Annotated in this window: 11 protein-coding genes and 4 pseudogenes; 7 read left to right on the top strand and 8 right to left on the bottom strand. The window is 58.5% G+C overall.

Annotated features, from left to right (window positions below; all coding sequences use genetic code 11):
- Window positions 1-16 precede the first annotated feature (16 nt).
- Together pxpB and ACJ2A4_RS02260 are read right to left on the bottom strand one after the other, a co-directional pair.
- Window positions 17-649: a 5-oxoprolinase subunit PxpB gene (gene pxpB, locus ACJ2A4_RS02265; RefSeq protein ID WP_408874073.1), complete on the bottom strand. Its 633-nt coding sequence runs from the start codon at window positions 647-649 to the stop codon at window positions 17-19.
- A gap of 215 nt (window positions 650-864) precedes the next feature.
- Window positions 865-1,616, bottom strand: a pseudogene (locus ACJ2A4_RS02260) (IS5 family transposase); the annotation flags it as partial.
- Window positions 1,617-1,892: 276 nt separating this feature from the next.
- On the opposite strand from ACJ2A4_RS02260, the gene ACJ2A4_RS02255 reads away from it, so the two are divergent.
- Genes ACJ2A4_RS02255 through ACJ2A4_RS02240 form a run of 4 tightly spaced genes read left to right on the top strand, consistent with a single transcriptional unit; the run spans window position 1,893 to window position 4,907 of the window.
- Entirely contained in the window at window positions 1,893-2,648 is a 756-nt protein-coding gene (locus ACJ2A4_RS02255) for an SDR family oxidoreductase (protein WP_408873443.1), read from the top strand.
- A 5-nt stretch (window positions 2,649-2,653) separates the two neighbouring features.
- Entirely contained in the window at window positions 2,654-3,103 is a 450-nt protein-coding gene (accB, locus tag ACJ2A4_RS02250) for an acetyl-CoA carboxylase biotin carboxyl carrier protein (RefSeq protein WP_408873442.1), read from the top strand.
- Entirely contained in the window at window positions 3,100-4,467 is a 1,368-nt protein-coding gene (gene accC, locus ACJ2A4_RS02245; protein ID WP_408873441.1) for an acetyl-CoA carboxylase biotin carboxylase subunit, read from the top strand. Before accB ends, accC begins: the two co-directional genes overlap by 4 nt.
- Complete coding sequence (locus tag ACJ2A4_RS02240; protein WP_408873440.1) at window positions 4,464-4,907, top strand: hypothetical protein; 444 nt, start codon at window positions 4,464-4,466, stop codon at window positions 4,905-4,907. Before accC ends, ACJ2A4_RS02240 begins: the two co-directional genes overlap by 4 nt.
- A gap of 62 nt (window positions 4,908-4,969) precedes the next feature.
- On the opposite strand, the gene ACJ2A4_RS02235 is transcribed toward ACJ2A4_RS02240, so the two are convergent.
- The gene (locus ACJ2A4_RS02235) at window positions 4,970-6,172 is read right to left on the bottom strand and encodes a pyridoxal phosphate-dependent aminotransferase (protein ID WP_408873439.1); all 1,203 of its coding nucleotides are present in this window, start codon (window positions 6,170-6,172) and stop codon (window positions 4,970-4,972) included.
- Between the two features lie 235 nt (window positions 6,173-6,407).
- Here ACJ2A4_RS02235 and ACJ2A4_RS02230 point away from each other — a divergent pair, with 235 nt between their 5' ends.
- Window positions 6,408-7,901 carry an aspartate ammonia-lyase gene (locus ACJ2A4_RS02230; protein ID WP_408873438.1) on the top strand — a complete coding sequence of 498 codons (1,494 nt, stop codon included), beginning with the start codon at window positions 6,408-6,410 and terminating at the stop codon, window positions 7,899-7,901.
- Here the strand turns inward: ACJ2A4_RS02230 and ACJ2A4_RS02225 are convergent.
- Window positions 7,894-8,821 (bottom strand): annotated as a pseudogene (locus ACJ2A4_RS02225) (LysR substrate-binding domain-containing protein). The gene ACJ2A4_RS02230 and the pseudogene ACJ2A4_RS02225 overlap by 8 nt on opposite strands.
- Window positions 8,822-9,149: 328 nt before the next feature.
- On the opposite strand from ACJ2A4_RS02225, the pseudogene ACJ2A4_RS02220 reads away from it, so the two are divergent.
- Window positions 9,150-11,554, top strand: a pseudogene (locus ACJ2A4_RS02220) (TonB-dependent receptor plug domain-containing protein); the annotation flags it as partial.
- On the opposite strand, the gene ACJ2A4_RS02215 reads toward ACJ2A4_RS02220, so the two are convergent.
- Window positions 11,553-12,309, bottom strand: a protein-coding gene (locus tag ACJ2A4_RS02215) for an IS5 family transposase (RefSeq protein ID WP_275877879.1) whose coding sequence is annotated in 2 segments (ribosomal slippage) — window positions 11,553-11,985 and window positions 11,984-12,309 — 759 coding nt in all. Because the reading frame shifts where the segments join, the coding sequence is not laid out codon by codon here. The pseudogene ACJ2A4_RS02220 and the gene ACJ2A4_RS02215 sit on opposite strands and share 2 nt — an antisense overlap.
- A 298-nt stretch (window positions 12,310-12,607) precedes the next feature.
- Between ACJ2A4_RS02215 and ACJ2A4_RS02210 the strand changes: the two genes are divergently transcribed.
- A complete protein-coding gene (locus tag ACJ2A4_RS02210) occupies window positions 12,608-15,085 on the top strand; it encodes a phosphocholine-specific phospholipase C (RefSeq protein ID WP_408873437.1) in 2,478 nt (825 codons plus the stop codon).
- Window positions 15,086-15,375: 290 nt separating this feature from the next.
- On the opposite strand, the gene ACJ2A4_RS02205 is transcribed toward ACJ2A4_RS02210, so the two are convergent.
- From ACJ2A4_RS02205 to ACJ2A4_RS02195, 3 genes and pseudogenes are all read right to left on the bottom strand, one after another.
- On the bottom strand, window positions 15,376-16,830 hold the full coding sequence (locus tag ACJ2A4_RS02205; RefSeq protein WP_408873436.1) for a PepSY-associated TM helix domain-containing protein: 1,455 nt from the start codon (window positions 16,828-16,830) through the stop codon (window positions 15,376-15,378).
- Window positions 16,827-17,129 carry a hypothetical protein gene (locus ACJ2A4_RS02200; RefSeq protein ID WP_408873435.1) on the bottom strand — a complete coding sequence of 101 codons (303 nt, stop codon included), beginning with the start codon at window positions 17,127-17,129 and terminating at the stop codon, window positions 16,827-16,829. Before ACJ2A4_RS02200 ends, ACJ2A4_RS02205 begins: the two co-directional genes overlap by 4 nt.
- Window positions 17,113-19,304: pseudogene (locus ACJ2A4_RS02195) on the bottom strand (TonB-dependent siderophore receptor). The gene ACJ2A4_RS02200 and the pseudogene ACJ2A4_RS02195 overlap by 17 nt, the downstream one beginning before the upstream one ends.
- Window positions 19,305-19,311: the final 7 nt, after the last annotated feature.

Raw genomic sequence — 19,311 nt, 5'->3', positions numbered from 1 at the left:
GTCTCGAGGATCGTGATCACAGTTCGATGCTCTCCGGGTAAAAGCGGATACGATCGCCAATGGCAAAAAGGGATGGGGAACTGCGATGCGGATCGAAAAGGCAGATTTGCGTATAGCCAATGGAGTTCCAGCCATTAGGGCCGGTCAGCGCGGAAATCCCGGCCTGCATCCCGCCGATCGTCACAGTACCTGCCGGCATGTTGAGGGAGGGAACGGATTTCCGAGGCGTCGCGATACGCGGGTTTAGTCCGTGCAGATAGCCAAAACCCGGTGCACTTCCCACGGCGCAGACCGTGTACTCGCCCTCATGATGAAGCCGGATGACCTCTTCGGGAGACAGACCGGTATGGGCGGAAACCGCCGCCAGATCGTCACCCAGCGCGCCGCCGTACTGTACGCCTACCTCAAAAAGCCGCCCTTCGATCTGGCGGGGCGGGAGCGTCTCCCAGGCGTTCCGGAGCCAGTCTGCGATCTGTTCCGGATGCTCGGGAGCATGGGTGAAGATCAGGAGCAGGTTCGTAACGCCGGGGACGAGTTCCTGAATGTCGGGGCGGTTTTCGGTATGGGCGATGAGGGCCCAGATCCGCTGCTGCTGCCGCATGGTGAAATCGCCGGGGGCTTCGAACAGCATGGCGCGTGTGCCCATCATGCTGATGACCGGGGCGTTGGCGGCGTGATGCCGGTCCGGTGTGAGGAGCGTGTCTGCGGTCAAAACATGCAGTTCCCGGGCTGTGACGGTTCCGTCTCATGGTCTCAAAGCCGCTTTTGAGGCGGTAACGAAACGATATGACCGGCGCGCGGATGATGACCAGAGCAATTCGGCGTTTGAGGGCATCGGATAATCTTATGGTTCTCAGGGGCCTAGGTCACGTTGACAAAAGATCCAATCCAGAGCCTTGCTGCGGCGATATTGAGGAAACTCATGAAGGACAGGGCGGTCTTGTCGTAGCGGGTCGCGATGCGGCGCATTTGCTTGAGTTTGTTGAACATCCGCTCGATGCGGTTACGATCCCTGTAGCGCCGCCAGTCTGTTTTCTGTGGAACACTGCGGCCTTTTCGTGAGGGAATAACCGGCAGGATCCCGTGGATCAGCAGGTCCTGGCGCAAGCTGTCGCTGTCATAACCCCGATCAGCCAGCATGGCCCTGGGGTTCGGAGCTGGAAGTGCCATCAGGGCATTTACGGCTTTATAGTCCGAGACCTGCCCGCCGGTGAGGACAAAGCCAAGAGGACGTCCCTGATTGTCGCATCGGGCGTGGATTTTGCTCGTAAAGCCGCCGCGTGACCGACCAAAAGCTTCCGCATGAGCCCCCCTTTTGCGCCAGTGGCCTGTGAATGGGCACGAACCACGGTGCTGTCGAGCATATGCTGCCAGTCATCAGTCAGGCCAAGGTCTACAAGGGTTTGCAGCAGGGTATCCCACACACCCTGTTCGGCCCAACGGCGAAACCGGACATAAACCGAGTTCCATTTGCCGTAGCGCTCATGCATGTCACGCCAGGGGCATCCAGTGCGTAGGATGTGCAGCATACCATTGAGAAAACGGCGGTTATCTCCGGACGGGCGCGCCCAACGTCCACGCTCAGAAGGCAGAAGCGGACCAATCATCGCCCATTCCTGATCCGTCAGATCGCCTCGTGCCATGCCTGTTCTCTCTGCTCCTTACCCCACAGGTAGGAAGTGAATCAGATCTCAGGCAGATCGTATAGATCTTTTGTCAACGCGACTTAGCGAGGGTTCCATCGGATTATGTTATGGGGCAAGAACGAACGGCTCTTGGTGTTTGTGAAATAACTCCATTAGCGTCGGAATAATACTCCTGCAGGATGTTCCGTATTTCATGCGGCGCTGACGGCGGTCTCTTCCTGTCCTCCAGCAATGGGTCTCACTCGCATGAGCAATACTCCTTACCGCACCGCTCTCGTTACTGGCGCTTCTTCCGGCATCGGCGCTGCCATTGTTCGGCGGCTGAGCGAAAGCGGCATTGAAGTTCATGTCCTGGCCCGCGATGCGAAGCGCCTTGAGACGCTGGCCAGCGAGACCGGCTGCATTCCTCATGCTGTCAGCGTGTCGGATCAGGCAGGGCTTGAGGCGCTGATCGCCGGTCTGGAAGTGGACGTCCTGATCAATAATGCCGGCCAGTCCCGCACGGGCAATATCACAAAAACGACGCCCGAAGACATTGACGCTCTGGTGGACGTAAACCTGCGTGCCGTTCTGCAGCTGACGCGTCTGGTGGTGCCGGGGATGATCGAGCGGGACCGCGGGCACATCGTGAACATCAGTTCCATTGCCGGTCACTATGCGTTTGCAGGCGGCAATACGGTCTATCATGCGACGAAGGCCGGTGTGCATTCGCTGTCCCAGCAGCTGCGCTGTGACCTGTTCGGACGTCACATCCGGGTGACGGAAGTCTCGCCGGCCCGTGTGGAAACCGAGGTCTTCGGACGTCTGATCGGGGACATGGCCGAAGCCAAGAAGCGCTTCTTTGACGAGTATGAGTCCCTGCTGCCGGAAGACATTGCTAACTCGGTTGCGTTTGCGGTTCTGGCTCCCCAGCGCATGAATGTCAACTTCATGGAAGTGCTGCCGACGATGCAGGTCGTGGGCGGTCTGAACTTTGCGAAGAAAACCTCTGATCCGGCCTGATATCAGTGGATATCTCACAGATCAGACGCCTGATCGATCTCATGGCTCAGGCTCCGATTGCGGAGCTTGAGATTGAGGAAAACGGTCGGAAGATCCGTCTTGCGAAGGGTGGTGGAAAGACAGGCATGTCGCCTGTGGCGGCCGCTCCGGCTCCGGTAGAGGCAAAGGCTCCTGTTGCATCAGCTGCTCCGTTGCCCGTGCCGACAGTACCCAAGGTGGCCGAGACCATCGTCACCGCGCCGTCCTACGGTGTCTTTCACCTCGCTCCGTCGCCGGATGCGCCGCCTTACGTCACTATCGGCCAGAAGGTCGAGGCAGGGCAGCAGATCGGGCTGCTTGAGGCCATGAAGGTTTTCAATCCGGTCCGCGCGACGGCTGCGGGTGTGGTTGAGGAAATCCTCGTGGCTGCCGGCACGGAAGTTGACATGGGAACGCCCCTGTTCCGCCTGGTATGAGTGACATGCAGCGTTTCAAAAGAGTTCTGATTGCAAATCGCGGGGAAATTGCCCTGCGGATCCAGCGCGCCTGTCGTCAGCTCGGACTGGAAACCGTCGCCGTCTATTCGGAAGCGGATGCGGACAGCCGTCATGTTCATGAAGCGGATGTGGCGCTGTGTATCGGTCCGGCCGCGGCGTCCAAAAGCTACCTCGATATGGAGGGCCTGCTTCTTGCCGCGAAAGTGACGGAAGCGGGGGCCATTCATCCGGGATATGGCTTCCTTTCTGAAAATGCTGATTTTGCGGATGCGGTGGAAGCGGCCGGTCTGACCTTTGTCGGGCCGACGGGTGACTCCATCCGCATGATGGGCGACAAGATCACCGCAAAGCGGGCCATGCGCGATGCGGGTGTGCCCTGCGTGCCGGGCTCTGACGGGCCATTATCGTCTTCTGCGGAGGAAGTTCGGGCCATTGCGCTCGAGGTTGGCTTTCCGGTGATCGTCAAGGCGTCCGGCGGCGGCGGTGGCCGCGGTATGCGGGTCGTTCACAGTGTGGACGAACTGGATGATCCCGTGGCCCTGACGGCCAAGGAGGCCCAGCAGGCTTTCGGCAACCCGACGCTGTATCTTGAAAAATACATGCAGAAACCGCGCCATGTGGAGATCCAGGTTCTGTGTGACACGCATGGAACCGCGCTATGGCTCGGGGCACGGGACTGCTCCCTGCAACGACGTCACCAGAAGGTTCTGGAAGAGGCCCCGGCGCCCGGTATTCCACCCGAAACGATCGCCGAAATCGGGGAGCGCTGTGTTCAGGCCTGCCGCCAGATTGGCTATCGCGGGGCAGGCACGTTCGAGTTCCTGTATGAAGACGGGATCTTCGCATTTATCGAGATGAATACGCGCGTGCAGGTCGAGCATCCCATTACGGAAGAAACGACTGGTATCGACATTGTGGCGCAGCAGCTTCGGATCGCGCAGGGTGAGACGCTGGATCTGCGTCAGGAAGATATCCTGATGCAGGGCCATGCGATCGAATGCCGTCTGAACGCGGAAGATGCCGCGACATTCATGCCGTCTCCGGGAACGGTGACGCGCTGGGATCTGCCGGGTGGTCCGGGTATTCGCGTCGATACGCATGTGGTCAGCAACTACACGGTTCAGCCTTATTATGACTCGCTGATTGGTAAGATCATCAGCTATGGGGCAACACGTGAACAGGCGATTGCCCGGATGCGGGTGGCCCTGGCCGAGATGCGGGTCGAGGGTATTTCGACCAATATCGCGCTACATCAGGATCTGCTGGCTGATCCGCAATTTCAGGAAGGTGGTGTCGATATCCACTATCTCGAACGCTGGCTGGCAGAGAGGTCACCATCATGAGCACTGTGGAAAATCAGGTCCCGGTATTTGAAGGAATCCCGTCCTCAGACGATCTCGCACGGATTGCAGATCTGCTGGTTCAGGCAGGGCTGGAGACGATCGATCTTTCCGACGGAAAGGGCGCGCGATGCTTTATGCGCGTAGATGCTCCTGCTTCTGCACCATATGTGCCGACTTCTGCAGCCCCATCAGCGCCTGTTGAGACGGCGCAGACTGATATTGCAGTCAAGGCACCTTATTTCGGAGTGCTGTCGCTGACGGAACTGGCGGAAATTGGAACGCTGGTGCGGCAGGGCGATGTTGTGGCCCAGATGCGGATCGGAACCCTACAGGTTCCGGTTACGGTTCCTGTCGAGGGAACGGTTGTGGATGTTGTCGGGCAGGATGGTGTGGTGACCGGCTATGGTGCCGTTGTCGTGCGGATCGAGCCGACTGTCTGATAGCGGCAAAGCATATCGGATCTACAGGAACGAGGAAGCCGTGAGGCTTCCTCGTTTTTCGTTCAGGTCAGGGACGCGATGAAGTCTGCGATGCGGCGGCAGCCTTCCTTCAGCGTTTCCCGGTCAGTCGCATAGGAAATACGGAAGAACGGGCTCATGCCGTAAGCGCCACCCTGGACGGATGCAACCTGCTTTTCTTCCAGAAGCGCCATGACGAAATCGGCGTCCGTCGCGAGATGCCGGCCTTTCGGCGTTGTCTTGCCAAGGCAGGCACCGATCTCCGGATAGACATAGAATGCACCCTGTGGCGTGTGGCAGGTCACGCCAGGAATCTCGTTCAGCAGACCTACCACCAGATTGCGACGGGACTGGTACTCTGCGGCACGCTCCTTCAGGAAATCCTGCGGACCTTCCAGGGCAGCAATGGCAGCAGCCTGGGCGATGGTGTTGATGCCGCTTGTTGACTGGCCCTGCATGTTGTTCATGGCGGCGATCAGATCACGCGGGCCGCCGCAATAGCCGACACGCCAGCCGGTCATGGCATAGGCCTTGGAGACACCATTGACCGTCAGCACGCGATCTTTCAGGCGGGGTTCGACTTCGGCGATGGTGCAGAACTCGAAATCGTCATAGATCAGGTGTTCATAGATGTCGTCCGTCATAATCCAGACATGCGGATGCTTCAGGAGAACGGCGGCGATCTCTTCCATGTCCTCACGCGGGCAGCAGGCACCGGTCGGATTGTTGGGGAAGTTCAGCAGAAGCCATTTGGTCTTCGGCGTGATGGCCGCGTCCAGCGCCTTGGCAGACAGGCGGAAATTGTCCTCGGCCGGGCAGGGGGCCTGTACCGGTTTTGCGCCGCACAGGCGGGCAATGTCGGAATAGCTGATCCAGTAAGGGGAGGCGAGAACGACCTCGTCCCCGGCATTGCAGGTCGCCATCATGGCATCGAAGATGATCTGCTTGGCACCGTTACCGACGAGGATTTCGTCCAGCGCATAGTCAAGATGGTTTTCCCGCAGGAATTTGGCTTGCACGGCCTTCTTGAGCGCAGGTTTGCCGTCCTGTGGCGGATATTTCGTATCACCACCACGCGCCGCGGCAATGGCGGCATCCACGACGTGGTCGGGGGTCGGGAAATCGGGCTCGCCGGAGGAGAGGCTGACGATCTTCAGACCTTCCGCCTTGAGTTCGCGGGCCTTGTCCGTCATGGCGGCGGAGGCCGAAACTCCAATTCCGTTCAGTCGATCAGCAAAACCGGGCATCGATGGGTCTCCATTGCCGCATGGGTTAAGGGCGCGTGCGCGAATGGAGGTATCGTAAGTCGTTTCGATGGCGTCGAGATACTGCCGAAAATTGTCTGACCCTATATCACAATCATATGGGGTTGAATCGAAGTCGCAATAATAGGCTCGGGCTCAGTCAGGAGTTGCAAGACTTCTGAAGATCCTTTTGGCGAAGGGTCGTACTCTGGTTCAATTACAGCTCTGGATATCCGAAATGACGCCATCTGCACTCCAGTCAGACGCTCTGACCGACATGATGCCACAGCAGACGGATATGCCACCACCAGCCGGTTTCCGCGTCGAGAAAGACCTGTTGGGAGATGTCAGGATTCCAGCGACGGCGCTGTGGGGGGTTCATACCAGCCGGGCTGCGGCGAATTTTCCGATCAGCGGTGAAACGATTGGCGCTTTTCCCGAGTTCATCCGCGCTTTCGTGATGGTCAAGCAGGCCGCGGCCCGCACGAACAGCGCGCTCGGATATCTGGATCAGAAGCGGGCCGATCTGATTGAGGCGGCCTGCGAGGCTCTGCTGAAGAGCGATGACTATCGCGGCAGTTTCATCGTGGATGCCATGCAGGGTGGGGCGGGGACGTCCACCAACATGAACGTCAACGAAGTAATCGCCAATGTTGCGCTGGGACTGGCCGGAAAGAAGCCTGGCGATTACCGCGTTCTGCATCCGAATGACCATGTGAACATGGCGCAGTCCACCAATGACGTCTATCCCACGGCACTGAGGCTTGGCGTACTGGCCGCAATAGGGCCCTTGCTGGCTGCGCTGGAAGATCTGGCCTGCGCATTCGGGAAGAAAGCCGATGAGTTTGCCTCCATTCTGAAGGTCGGGCGCACGCAATTGCGGGATGCCGTGCCCATGACGCTCGGGCAGGAATTCAGGGCCTTTCAGCATGCAATCGAGACAGAAATCCGCCATATCCGGGATCAGTCCGCCACTTTCCTGACGGTCAATCTGGGTGGGACGGCGATCGGAACCGGGCTGAATACCGATCCGCGTTACGCAGATGCCGTTGTCGCAGAGCTTGGCAAGCTGACCGGTCTGGCTGTGGCGGGAGCCAAGGACAGGATTGAGGCGACCTCGGATGTTGGCGCTTTCGTTCTGTTTTCGGGTGTCCTCAAGAGGCTCGCGCTCAAGCTGTCCAAGATTTCAAGCGATCTGCGCCTGCTTTCCAGCGGGCCACGGACAGGCATTGGCGAAATCACGCTGCCAGCCGTGCAGGCTGGATCGTCAATCATGCCTGGGAAGATCAATCCGGTCATTCCAGAGGCCGTCAATCAGGTTGCGTATCTCGTTGCAGGATATGACGTGACACTCAGCATGTGTGCCGAAGGCGGGCAGTTCCAGCTCAATCTGTTTGAGCCCATGATCGGATACTGCCTGTTCTCGTCTCTGAAGACGCTGACCTCAGCCGTGACGCTGCTGACGACGAAATGCGTTGCTGGCATCGCCGCGGATGCCGATCAGTGCCGTTACCTGTTCGAGCGGAATATCGGCATTGTCACGGCGCTCGTGCCCGTACTGGGCTACGACACGTGCTCGCAGATTGCCCGACGGGCCCTGTCGGAGAACCGGACAGTCTCCGAACTCGTGCTTCAGGAAAAACTGCTGTCCGAGACAGAACTTGGCCATTTGTTGCGGCCTGAATTTCTGACGCAGCCCAATGTCGGAAGGACAAGTGCGGGCGCTATGTAGTCGGGTGCGTTCCGGGCCAGTTGTGCGACGACGCCATGGCCCGGGCGAGGTCGATCAGGCGTTCCCGCACGGCAACCGAGGCTTCTGTTTCAGGCACGAGTTCCGGAATGCAGAGCGAAACGTTCTCGCTGATGACCGGATTGCGCAGGGCATAGATCCGGGATTTGCCCTCAACGGCGATCCTGCTGGCGACAGACCAAGGAAGGATGGTGCTGCCGATCCCTTCCTGAATCGCACCCTGGAGCGTTGTCAAGGCTTCGATCTCTGCGACGATGGTAGGCTCCAGTCCTTTGCGCATGAAGGCCATGTCGATGGCCTTGCGGACAAAGTTGTGTTTCGGAGGGACCAGAAGGGGGATGTCCGTAACATCTGCAAGCTGGACCGCATCATCGCTGTCGTGAGGGATTTCAAGCGCATGGGGGGCGAGAAGGAAGAACTCTTCCTTCATCAGCGGCGTGAAGCTGACGCCTTTCATCGGGCCGGAGCCATGAATAACCGCCATGTCCAGACGGCCGGTCATGACAAGTTCGCTATAGATGTCGTCAAAGCTCTCGGTCAGATGCAGGATGATACCCGGGAGATCTTCGCGGATGCGGCGCAGAAGCTCTACGGACAGCGTGGAACCGGCACTATAGGGAGAAAGACCTACGGAGACCTTGCCAACAAGCGGACCATCGCCCTGCGTGATCTCGACCATGGCCCGGTCGAACTGTTTGCTCAGGATCTGGACATGGCGGTAGAGGACGGATCCGGCGATGGTCGGGGTAACGCCGCTCTTGCTGCGGATCACCAGCTTCTGGCGGAACGCACTTTCAAGCGCCGCGAGCTGCTGGCTGGGCGATGTTCAGCAGGTCGGCAGCGCGTGAAATGCTGCCGAGGTCAATGATCTTCACGAAGGCCTGCAGACGCCTGATATCCAACTGATCCATCTCCTCGGGTAAACAAACCTGTCTCTGATAGTCTGACTATAAGGGAGGGTCGTCAATAAAGTTACAGGAATATGGCCGTTTTTTTAAGCTCATGCGGCAGAGCACTGTATCTTCCGGCTGCCTGCCCCGAGACGTAATTTTCATGCGTCCTCGTTGCGAAATCGGAATATAACTAATCCATATGACGCCAAAACATAACGTATCCGTACCATAAACTCATGCTTTCGTATCGGGATTCCGGCGACTTGAGAGGGATGCAATGTTGATTGGGTCAAATTGGAAACTCTGTCTGGTCGCAAGTGCTGCACTGGGCGCATTCATGCCGGATATCGTTCTTGCAGCCTCGACTGCAGCATCCGAGCCGGTAAAACACCACAAGGTCATCAAGAAGAGTGCGAACGCTGCTCCGGTCCGGAGTAAAGCGCCGGTCCATCGCGCTCCGACGTCGCTTCAGGCAGAAGCAACTGAAAGTATCCGCGTCGGTGGACGACAGACAAACTCCGTCTTCTCACCGGTAACGGCGCGTCACAGCACGACGCAGGTGACCGTAGTGACGGGTGCCGAGCTTCTGAAGACGGGTCAGACCAACGTCCTGTCCGCTCTGGCGCAGGCCAACCCTGCGATCACGACCGCGGCTCTGCCGGGTGGTGGTGCAAGTGCGTTCGTCCAGACGATGCAGCTTCGCGGGCAGTCTCCGGACGATACGCTGATCCTCGTCAACGGCCACCGCCGTCACATCGGTGCGAACTTCAATTCCAATGCCGGTACGAACTGGGGCAGTGAGCCGAGCGATATTTCGCTGATTCCTGTCTCTGCCATTGATCATATCGAAGTCATCACGGAAGGGGCCTCGGCGCTTTACGGACAGGATGCGATCGCAGGCGCGGTCAATATCGTGCTCAAGCGCGATACACATGGCGGCAGCATCAACTTCAAGAACAGCGGTTATTATGCCGGTGATGGTCAGGGGCTTGATGGCTCGGCCAATTATGGCATGGCCCTGGGCAATAACGGCGGCTATCTCGACCTTGCGGCTCAGGTCACGCATCAGCTTCCCACGACGCGTGGTGGTGATTTCTACGGCACGCTGTTCAGTGATTCCCGCAACGAGACCGCGAACCGCGATGTCCAGCGCGGGCTTGGCATTCCGAAATCCACGCTTGAAACCCTGAGCGAGAACATGTCGCTCCCGCTGGGACATGGGTTCAGCGCTTACAGCACATCCACGTTCTCGCACCGCCGCGCCAATGTGGCCGAGACGTACCGGAGCGCTGCGGACTCGGATATGTGGATCAATACCGATCTGTATCCCAACGGCAACCAGCCCTACATCACGATGGACCAGTACGACTTTGAGACGGATAATGGCATCCGCACTCACAAGTTCGGTTTCGCGTGGGATGCGTATGTGACATTCGGACGCGATGCGCAGAAATACGGCACCAAGGATTCCGAGAACGTCTCGCTGCCGGACAGCACCCAGACCTCGTTCTATGATGGTTCGTCCATCGCAACCGAACTGACGAGCGGCATTCGTGGATCACGCTCCTTTCATACAGGTCTGCTGCCGCGGCCGATCGATCTGAAGTTCGGCGCCGAGTACCGGCATGACACGTTCCAGATGACAGAAGGTGAAACCGCATCCTGGGAAGGGCTGGGCGCCACCGACCATCCGGGTAACGTTCCGATGGCTGTGACCAACCAGAACCGTGATGTTTATGAAGGTTTCGCCAATCTCGATTTCTATCTGACCAAGAAGTGGGAATGGACGCTGGGCGGCCGTGTTGCCAGCTATAACAACCTGGCGACTGTCGAGACCGGATCGGTCGGCACGCGATACAACTTCACCAAGCGCTGGGCTGTGCGCGCCAACATCAATTCGGGCTATCGTCCGCCGACGCTGGGCGAGATGTCCTATTTCTATTCGGCGCCTTATCCTGGCTATACGGTCGATCAGGTTCCGGCCAACAGCACAATTGCCAAGTATCTTGGCTCGGGTAGCATGAAGGGCGAGTATTCCCGCAGCTACAGCATCGGTCTTGATGCAACGCCGGTGAATGATTTCCATGTGACGGGAAATCTCTATTACATCACCATCAATTCCCGCCTGGGAAGCACCAAGACGTATAACGTGAACACGAATGATTCCGTGCTCATGAACCTGCTCGCACAGAACAATCTTGAGAGCGCGACGTCACTGTCCTATTACGCCAATCTCTACAACACCCAGACTTTCGGTGGTGATTTCAGCGCCGATTACACGCTACATACGCATCATCTGGGTCAGTTCCGGTTTGCAATGGCATTAACTTCGCTGATACGGAAATCCGTTCGGCAAGAGAGAACTTCGTCAACGAGTATACCAAGCAGGTCGTACTGCACTCCGCGCCGAAGAACCGCGAGCAGATCAGCGTGAACTGGACCTATGGCAAGTGGTCGGTGTTCGTGCAGGAAATGCGTTACGGCTCGATCATCTACATGGCAGCACCGACCGGTCCGGGCAGCGTGTCGTTCATGCAGAACCCGGCGCTGCTGACCAATCTTGAAGTGGACTACAAGATCATACCCCGCTGGACGATCGGTGTGGGCGCCAACAACATCGGCAACAAGTATCCGACGCGTGTTCCGTCCTCGATCTCCAATACGCAGCAGGGTCTGTCGAAGTACGCCTCTTACTCGCCCTACGGCTTCAACGACGGAATGTATTACGTAGGCTCAGGACTCATAGCCAGAACAAGACGGTTGCGGCGAGGCAGACTGCCGAGAAGAAGACGGTCGGGCATCTGTCATAGCGTGTTGCGACCCGTCTCCAGTCCTTGAGCCTGCCGAACATGATCTCGATACGGTGGCGTCTTTTGTATTTCCGTTTGTCGTATTTGACCGGTTTTGCACGAGATTTTCGACCAGGAATACAGGGTTTGATCCCTTTCTCCTCCAGGGCCTCTCTGAACCAGTCAGCGTCATAGCCCCGGTCTGCCAGCATCCATTCGGCTGGTGGCAGACTGTCCAGAAGGGCAGCGGCACCAGTATAATCACTGATCTGACCTGCTGTCATGAAGAAGTCGAGCGGACGTCCGTTCCGGTCGGTGACAGCATGCAGCTTCGTATTCATCCCGCCTTTGGTCCGCCCGATCAAACGGCCTGAGCCCCCTTTTTAACCGCAGGCTCGAAGCCGTGCGATGTGCCTTGAGATAGGTCGCATCAATCATGATTGTCTGAGGCTCTGCCTTGCCAGTAGCCAGTCCCTCCATCATGCGGATGAATACCCCCATAGCGCTCCAGCGCTTCCAGCGGTTGTAGAGCGTCTTGTGTGGACCGTATTCCCGGGGCGCATCACGCCAGCGCAGACCATTTCTGTTCACGAAAATGATCCCGCTCAACACACGACGATCATCAACGCGAGGTTTGCCATGGCTCTTCGGGAAAAAGGGCCGCAGACGATCCATCTGCTCCTCCGTCAACCAATACAGGTCACTCATCTTCAGTCTCCTCACAGAGGCTGAATTAGATTTCCGCAATCATATCAATGGGTCCTGAGCCTAAAGACTTCGATCAACTTCTGATCGCTGGGAGCAACGCAGCTTCCGGACTGGCTGGAACGGGCGGGCATGGGATCGGTAAAACGGTCCTGCGCCCGCCCGTGTCCTATTGGGGGATGAAGTTTTTATGAAGCTGCGGAACCATGGGATGAATTAGGGCGCAAGGGCGATTACTGTTGCCGGGATCACCTTCTTTTCCGCGCAAAATGCATCCTTATGGTTTCAGGCAACGGTTGATATGTCCACTCGCAGAACCTTCCTCAAATATGCCCTGTTCGGTGGCACCGCCGCTGCAACCGAAGGCCTGCCCGCTGCAATCCGCCGCGCCCATGCCATCGCTCCCGATCCGGGGACGACCTACCTGAATGCCGAGCATGTCGTCATTCTCATGCAGGAAAACCGCTCCTTTGATCATATGTTCGGCACGCTGGCCGGCGTTCGCGGCTTCAACGACAGACGGGCGATGCGCCAGAAAGACGGCAGTTCCGTTTTCGTGCAGTCGGGCAAAAGCGGTGAGACCTATACGCCCTGGCGCCTGAATATTCATGATACGAAAGTTACGTGGATGGGTTCGATCCCCCATTCGCGCGACAGTCAGGTCGATGCCTGGAACGGGGGGCATCATGACCGCTGGATTGACGTCAAGCGGCCCCACAAGAAGGAATATAAGCAGTATCCGCTGACCATGGGATATTATACCCGTGAAGATCTGCCATTCTATTATGCGCTGGCCGATGCATTTACGGTCTGCGACCAGAATTACTGCGGCGCGATGACCAGCACGACGCCAAACCGGCTCATCTTCTGGACCGGAACCGTGCGTGATCAGCAGAATACGGCGTCAAACGTCTATATGCGCAATCCGGAAATCCTTGAAGGCGGCATGACCTGGACGACCTTTCCGGAGCGGCTGGAAAAGATCGGCGTCTCATGGAAGTTCTACCAGAACGAGATCAGCCAGACGGGTGGGTTGTCGCCGGCAGAGCGTTCCTGGCTGTCCAATTTCGGCTGTAACGTGCTGGAATGTTTCGACAGCTTCAATGTCAGCTCCAATCCGGGCTTCGAGGCGTGGATAGCGGAACGGATCAGGGAATGTTCGGAGCATATCAACCGGCTTGAGAAGCTTGAAATGCTGGTCTCCGGCAGTCGGGAGGAGCAGCTTGTCGAGGCGAAGGCCCTGATGGACGTTCTGCGCCGGCGCCAGAAGTCTGCAAAAGGATACGAGAAGCTGACGCCCGAAGAGCGCGCGCTTTTCACCAAGGCTTTCGTGACCAACCGTGCCGATCCCGACTATCACACGCTTGAAGACCTGGCATTTGCGGACGACCCGGATGCAAAGGGCATGAAGGCGCCGAAAGGGGACGTGCTTTACCAGTTTCGCAAGGATGTGCGGACAGGCCAGCTTCCAGCAGTGTCGTGGATGGCAGCGCCCGAGCATTTCTCTGATCACCCGACATCGGCCTGGTACGGAGCCTGGTACGTCTCGGAGGTCATGAACATCCTGACCGAAAATCCGGAGGTCTGGAAGAAGACCATTTTCATCCTGACCTATGATGAAAATGATGGATATTTCGATCACTGCTGTTCCTACGCCGCACCAGACCCCCAGCGTCCGGAGACGGGTCGCTCATCGGCAGCAATTGGTCCGGACGGGCTGGAATATACGACGGCCGAAGATGAGACCCGCCGTGGTGTGCCGGAGCGTCTTGCCCGCAGCGGGCCTATCGGGCTCGGCTTCCGCGTGCCGATGGTTGTGGCGTCTCCGTGGAGCCGGGGCGGGCGGGTCAATTCCGAGCTTTTCGACCACAGTTCAACATTGCAGTTCCTGGAACATTTCGTTGAGAAGAAGTTCGGCAAGCCTGTGCGGGAGACCAATATCTCGCCGTGGCGTCGGACCATCTGTGGCGATCTGACGTCCTGTTTCCAGCCCCATGATGAACCGGCACCATCGCTGGACTATCTGGACCGGAACACGCATCTGCGGGCAATCGAGGACGCGCGGGATCGTCCCATGCCGGGCGGTTTCCATTCCCTGTCCACTGATGAAATCGCAGCACTCAGGGCCGAGCCAGAGCTGTTGCACAGGACAGTGCGTCAGGAGACGGGGACGCGCCCGGCCTGTGCTCTTCCGTACGAACTCTATTGTGACGGCGGTTTTGACGTGGGACAGGGCCGGGTTGGCCTGACACTGCGGGCCGGGCAGACGGTTCATGGACAGCGGGCCGCCGGTGCGCCGTTCAATGTCTATGACTATCGCAATGGCGGCCGGGATCTTCAGGCGGGAACGTACGCGGTGGCTGCCGGAGATACGCTGGATGTCACATTGCCGGTCGTGGATGGACTGTATGACGTTGCGGTTCATGCGCCCAACGGCTTTTACAGGGCCTATCGCGGGCATCATGACCGGGTCGCACTGCGGTCGGCCTGCCGGTACGAAATTGGTGGCAAGGGAAAGGCGCACGGAATTGTTCTCTCGCTGAGCAATGGCGGAAAGGTTCCGCTGACCGTTCAGTATCGGACGGGAAATGCCGGACCGCTGCGAACGGTTGTCGTGAAAGCTGGCGGTCATCAGGAGATCAGGCTGGATCTGTCGGCCACTCATCAGTGGTATGATGTGACGCTGACATCCCCGTCAGATCCTGACTTCAGACAGGTTCTCGGAGGCCGGATGGAAACGGGACAGTCGACAGTCAGCGATCCGGCGATGGCTGGCTGAGTATCCCCCGCGTCATGATCGCGGTTTGCGCTCCCACAAGGAGCAGGCGAGAGCCGCGATCATAGTTTCGGGCCCCAGAAGCAGAACCCATTCGATGATCGTCAAAGCGGGTGGACCGTCAGACGAAACCTGAAGAGCAAAACTGAGGACCAGACCGGCGGCGGCACAGGATTTCAGGATAAATCGTTGCTCATCCATAAGCCTGTTCTGCCAGAATACCCGGTTTCCTCGTATGGAACCCGCGACCAGAAACAGCATGGCGCATTGTCCGCACAGGAGCGAAATCCAGCTCATCTTGCTTTCCGTACCGTGCGGACCATGGCGCAGGCAAAGGCTCCCGACAGGGCAAATGCCGTCATGCTGACGCCGGCAATGACCGGGCTTTGCCAGGGCAGACTGAGCAGGGCGACCAGCAGACAGCTCAGGGCGTTGCCGCCGAGCAGCTCCGGCCAGCTTCGGTCCGGACGCCGCAGGAGCGTGTAAAGCAGGGCAGCGCCCCAGACCGCGAATACATTTACCACTTCGATATGGGCCCGGTGGGTAATCGTCACGGGAAGAAGCCTGTTTGCGATGAAGAAGGCGGAGAAGGCGAGCGGGGTGCCTATCAGAACGCCAACATTCATCTGGGCGACAATGCGGTGCCCCAGATGGTGCGGGCGACGCAGCCGCTTGAGCGTCCACAGATGCATGCCGCTCCCGATGACGGCAGCAAGTGCAAGGCCCGACAGGAAATAGAGCCAGCGGGTCAGGCCAGGTGCAAACCGTCCGACATGCAACCCGTACAGGAAGGTGTAAGCCCCGATGACAGGACGGTTCTCGATATGCTCCCTGATGATCTGTCCTGAAGGGCCATCAAAAGTAATGACATGTGATGCGGTGCTGACAGTCCCGGTATTGCCCGCAATCATCGTGACCAGAGCGTTCTGGTCGGACGGGTTGAACACATAGATCTGTTCCAGACCTGTCCCGCCAAACCGTCTGTCGGCTTCCTGCAACATCGGAAGGACTGGTGCAAGGTGGGCCGGGTGTCCGCTGGCGGGGCGAGAATAGAGGGCTGCGTTCAGTTCGGTGTAGGACGCTGTCAGATCGTGCCGATAGAGGGCCTGTGTGCTCCAGGGCAGGAGCAGGGAGCCGAGTGTCACGGCGCCGGTTAGTGAAATCATCAGGTGAAAAGGCAGAGCGGCGACGCCCAGCAGGTTGTGCATGTCCAGCCAGCTTCTCTGGCCGCGTGACGGACGGAACGTAAAGAAATCCGCGAAAATCCGCCGATGGATGATGATCCCGGTGACCAGTCCGACGACAAGTGCCAGAGCCGCAACTGCCGCAATCAGCCGCCCCCAGGGATAGGGAAGCTGAAGCTCGAAATGGAAGCGATAGAAGAACTCGCCACCCAGCGTATCCCGGATGCCATCCGGACTGCCGGTGATGGGATCGAGGACGCGCTGGATGTAGGGGCCTTTTGCATCAGGCCAGAGCGCGCTGACGATAGGGCTGCGGTCATTGGCGCTTGCGACATACCAGGCGTTTGCGGTGGGGGCATCGCGGCTCAGCCAGTCCAGCGCATGCGTGTCTGCCACAAGGGGATCCGGGCATGAAACGGAGATCTCCGGTCTGGCCCAGAGGCTGATCTCCTGCCGGAACACGCTCAGTGCACCTGAAAGCGCGATGGCAAACAGAACCCAGCCGGTAATAAGGCCCAGTGTGGTGTGGACCAGAGCCATGGAGGCGCGGAAGGTGTTTCTCATGGGCGCCAGCCGCCACCGAAAGCCAAAGCGGCCACAAGAACCGCTAGGACAAACAGCCCTGCTGACAGTCGCCGGATGCTGCTGAAACCGAAGGACGCCATGAAAATGACGGGCCAGAGGATCAGGCCGAGAAAGATTCCGGCCATGGCGGCGTCTGCTCTGGAAAGGGGGAGCCAGAAGGCGATGCAGATCCCCGCCAGGGCGGAGAGGGCGTAACCGACCGGTAACGCCACGACGAGGCGCAGGGCGATGTCGTAGCGTGTGGATCTTTCGGGCTTTGGTTTACCAGCTGAAGCCAATATTGGCCTGCGCGTTACGGCGCTCTCCGTAGTAGCAGTATTCCTGACCGTAGGAGGCATAGCTCAGGCAGTTGGCGACGAAGTTCTTGTCAAAGAGATTGCGGACGCTCGCCCCCACATTCCAGCCGCGCAGGCTGTGGGACAGGTTGGAGAGATCGTACCGCACGGAGGCATTGAACACGGCATATTGTGGCACCCAGACACTCCCGTAAGATGCTTCACCACCATAGGATTTATTGGAATAGCGCATGCCGCCGCCAAAGCCGAGTCCCTTCGCTGGACCGGACGGCATCGTATAGAATGCAAACAGCGAGGCATTGCCTTTTCCGGACTGGATGAGCGGCTTGCCGGTTGAGTTGTCATGGACCTTCTGGATGCTGACGGCGGCTGTCAGGACGAGGTTGTGGAACGGCTCTGCATGGGCTTCGAACTCGAAACCATCCGAATGGACCAGTCCGCTTTCGGCGCTGTAACCCGTGTTGCCAACACCGACGAGGACATTGGTCTGCTCGATATGGAAGCCTGCTGCGGTAAGAAGCAGCGAAGTACCCGGAAGCTGGTATTTCAGGCCGCCTTCAAGCTGCTTGCCAAGGGACGGATTGGCCTGACGCACGGTCTTGCCGCCATCCGTGGAGACGCTTCCGGACTGCGGCTGGAACGACGTCGAATAGCTGATATAGGGCGAGAGGCCGAAGTCGAAATGATACAGGCCCGAGGCGCGCCAGGTGATCTGGCTCGGACTCTGGTTGGTCGTCGTGTTGTACATGTTGTCGGTCTGATGGGACCGGTACCAGTCGTTCCGGATGCTGCCCGTCAGGATCAGGCGGTGCCAGTGGATCTCGTCCTGCCCGTAGATGCCGGCCTGATGGGAGTCGGTATTGTAGTTGACCCAGGGTGAGGGAGTGGGGATGGCCATCTGATAGTTTGGGTGGAACACGTTCAGATCAGGCGCAGAACCATAATAGCCGACTTCCGAGGCGCTCTGCTGCATGTAGTCGAAACCGAACATCATGCTGTGACGCAGCGGTCCGGTCCGGACATGGCCCTTGAACTGGCTGTCGAAGGTCAGGTTGTGCGTATGCTCATTGGTGGCAATGGCCGAGCGGGCGAGTGTATCGTCCGAGACGTAATAACCGCTGTCATAGACGCTGCGGTACTGGGTCTTGATGTCGTCGTAGCGGCCGCGCGTGCTGAAGCTCCAGTCATTGTTGAAGCGGTGATTGAAGATATAGGTAATTGCACCATGACGGCGGTTGTATTTTTCGAATGATGAGTTGCCGTCATAGAAATTGCGGGGCAGATACCCAAAAGACGCGCGTTTGAGCGAACCGACGAGCGGGACACCGCCATAGGTGCCGTTTTCAGGATCGTACTGATAATTGCCGAGGATCGTCAGCGTCGTAGGGCCATCGCCACCGAACGTGAAGGACGGGCTGATGGAGAAGCGGCGGCTTCCAGTACGACTGAGCTGGCTGTGCTGCCCGTTGACCGTACCGTTAACGCGATAGCGGACAAAGCCGTTATCCGTCACATAGCCGCCGACATCGGCATCCACGCGATACAGATCGAACATGCCGCCGGTCGCGTTGACGCTGCCATAGGAGCGCTGATCCGTGGCGATCTTGCTGGACAGCGCGACAAGGCCGCCTGGGCTGGACTGACCATAAAGGGCGGAGGCTGTGGGCCTTTGAGGATCTCGACCCGATCCAGGCGCGACGTGTCGGTCTGGGCGACGGCATAGCCGGTGGGGCTGTCCTGAAGCTTCAGGCCATCAAGAAAGGTGGGAGCGGAGAAGCCGCGCAGGGCGAACTGGTCGTAGCGGCTGCCAACGCCGCCGCCGCGAAGATCCGGTGTGATGCCAGCGGTATAACGCACGGCCTGATTGAGGTTCAGGACATTGCGGATGTCCATCTCATTGCGGGTAATGACCGTGACCGACTGGGCCGTTTCGATCAGCGGTGTGTCCGACTTGGTCGCGGACGAGGCCAGCGTCGAGGCTTTGCGGGCGTGGACTTTGAGTTTTTCGACGGTCTGGGCCTGTGTTTCCGTCGTGACGGGTTTTTTGCTGCCTGACCGCTGCGGCTGTGCAGGGGTGATGGTCTGGTCGGCTGCGAAAACTTCTCCACTCATGACGAGGGAGAGGGGTATCGCGTAAAGAATCCTGCTGCGGTGCATACCCGAC

Origin of the sequence: Gluconobacter roseus (assembly GCF_046058915.1) — a bacterium.
GTDB classification, from domain to species: Bacteria; Pseudomonadota; Alphaproteobacteria; order Acetobacterales; family Acetobacteraceae; genus Gluconobacter; species Gluconobacter roseus_A.
This window is presented reverse-complemented; position numbering and strand designations above follow the sequence as displayed.

Coding starts and splice junctions, on each gene's coding strand:
- ACJ2A4_RS02230 (WP_408873438.1), top strand. CDS start 6,408: ATGACGCCATCTGCACTCCAGTCAGACGCTCTGACCGACATGATGCCA.
- pxpB (WP_408874073.1), bottom strand. CDS start 649: ATGATGGGCACACGCGCCATGCTGTTCGAAGCCCCCGGCGATTTCACC.
- accC (WP_408873441.1), top strand. CDS start 3,100: ATGAGTGACATGCAGCGTTTCAAAAGAGTTCTGATTGCAAATCGCGGG.
- ACJ2A4_RS02235 (WP_408873439.1), bottom strand. CDS start 6,172: ATGCCCGGTTTTGCTGATCGACTGAACGGAATTGGAGTTTCGGCCTCC.
- ACJ2A4_RS02255 (WP_408873443.1), top strand. CDS start 1,893: ATGAGCAATACTCCTTACCGCACCGCTCTCGTTACTGGCGCTTCTTCC.
- ACJ2A4_RS02210 (WP_408873437.1), top strand. CDS start 12,608: ATGTCCACTCGCAGAACCTTCCTCAAATATGCCCTGTTCGGTGGCACC.
- ACJ2A4_RS02240 (WP_408873440.1), top strand. CDS start 4,464: ATGAGCACTGTGGAAAATCAGGTCCCGGTATTTGAAGGAATCCCGTCC.
- ACJ2A4_RS02205 (WP_408873436.1), bottom strand. CDS start 16,830: ATGAGAAACACCTTCCGCGCCTCCATGGCTCTGGTCCACACCACACTG.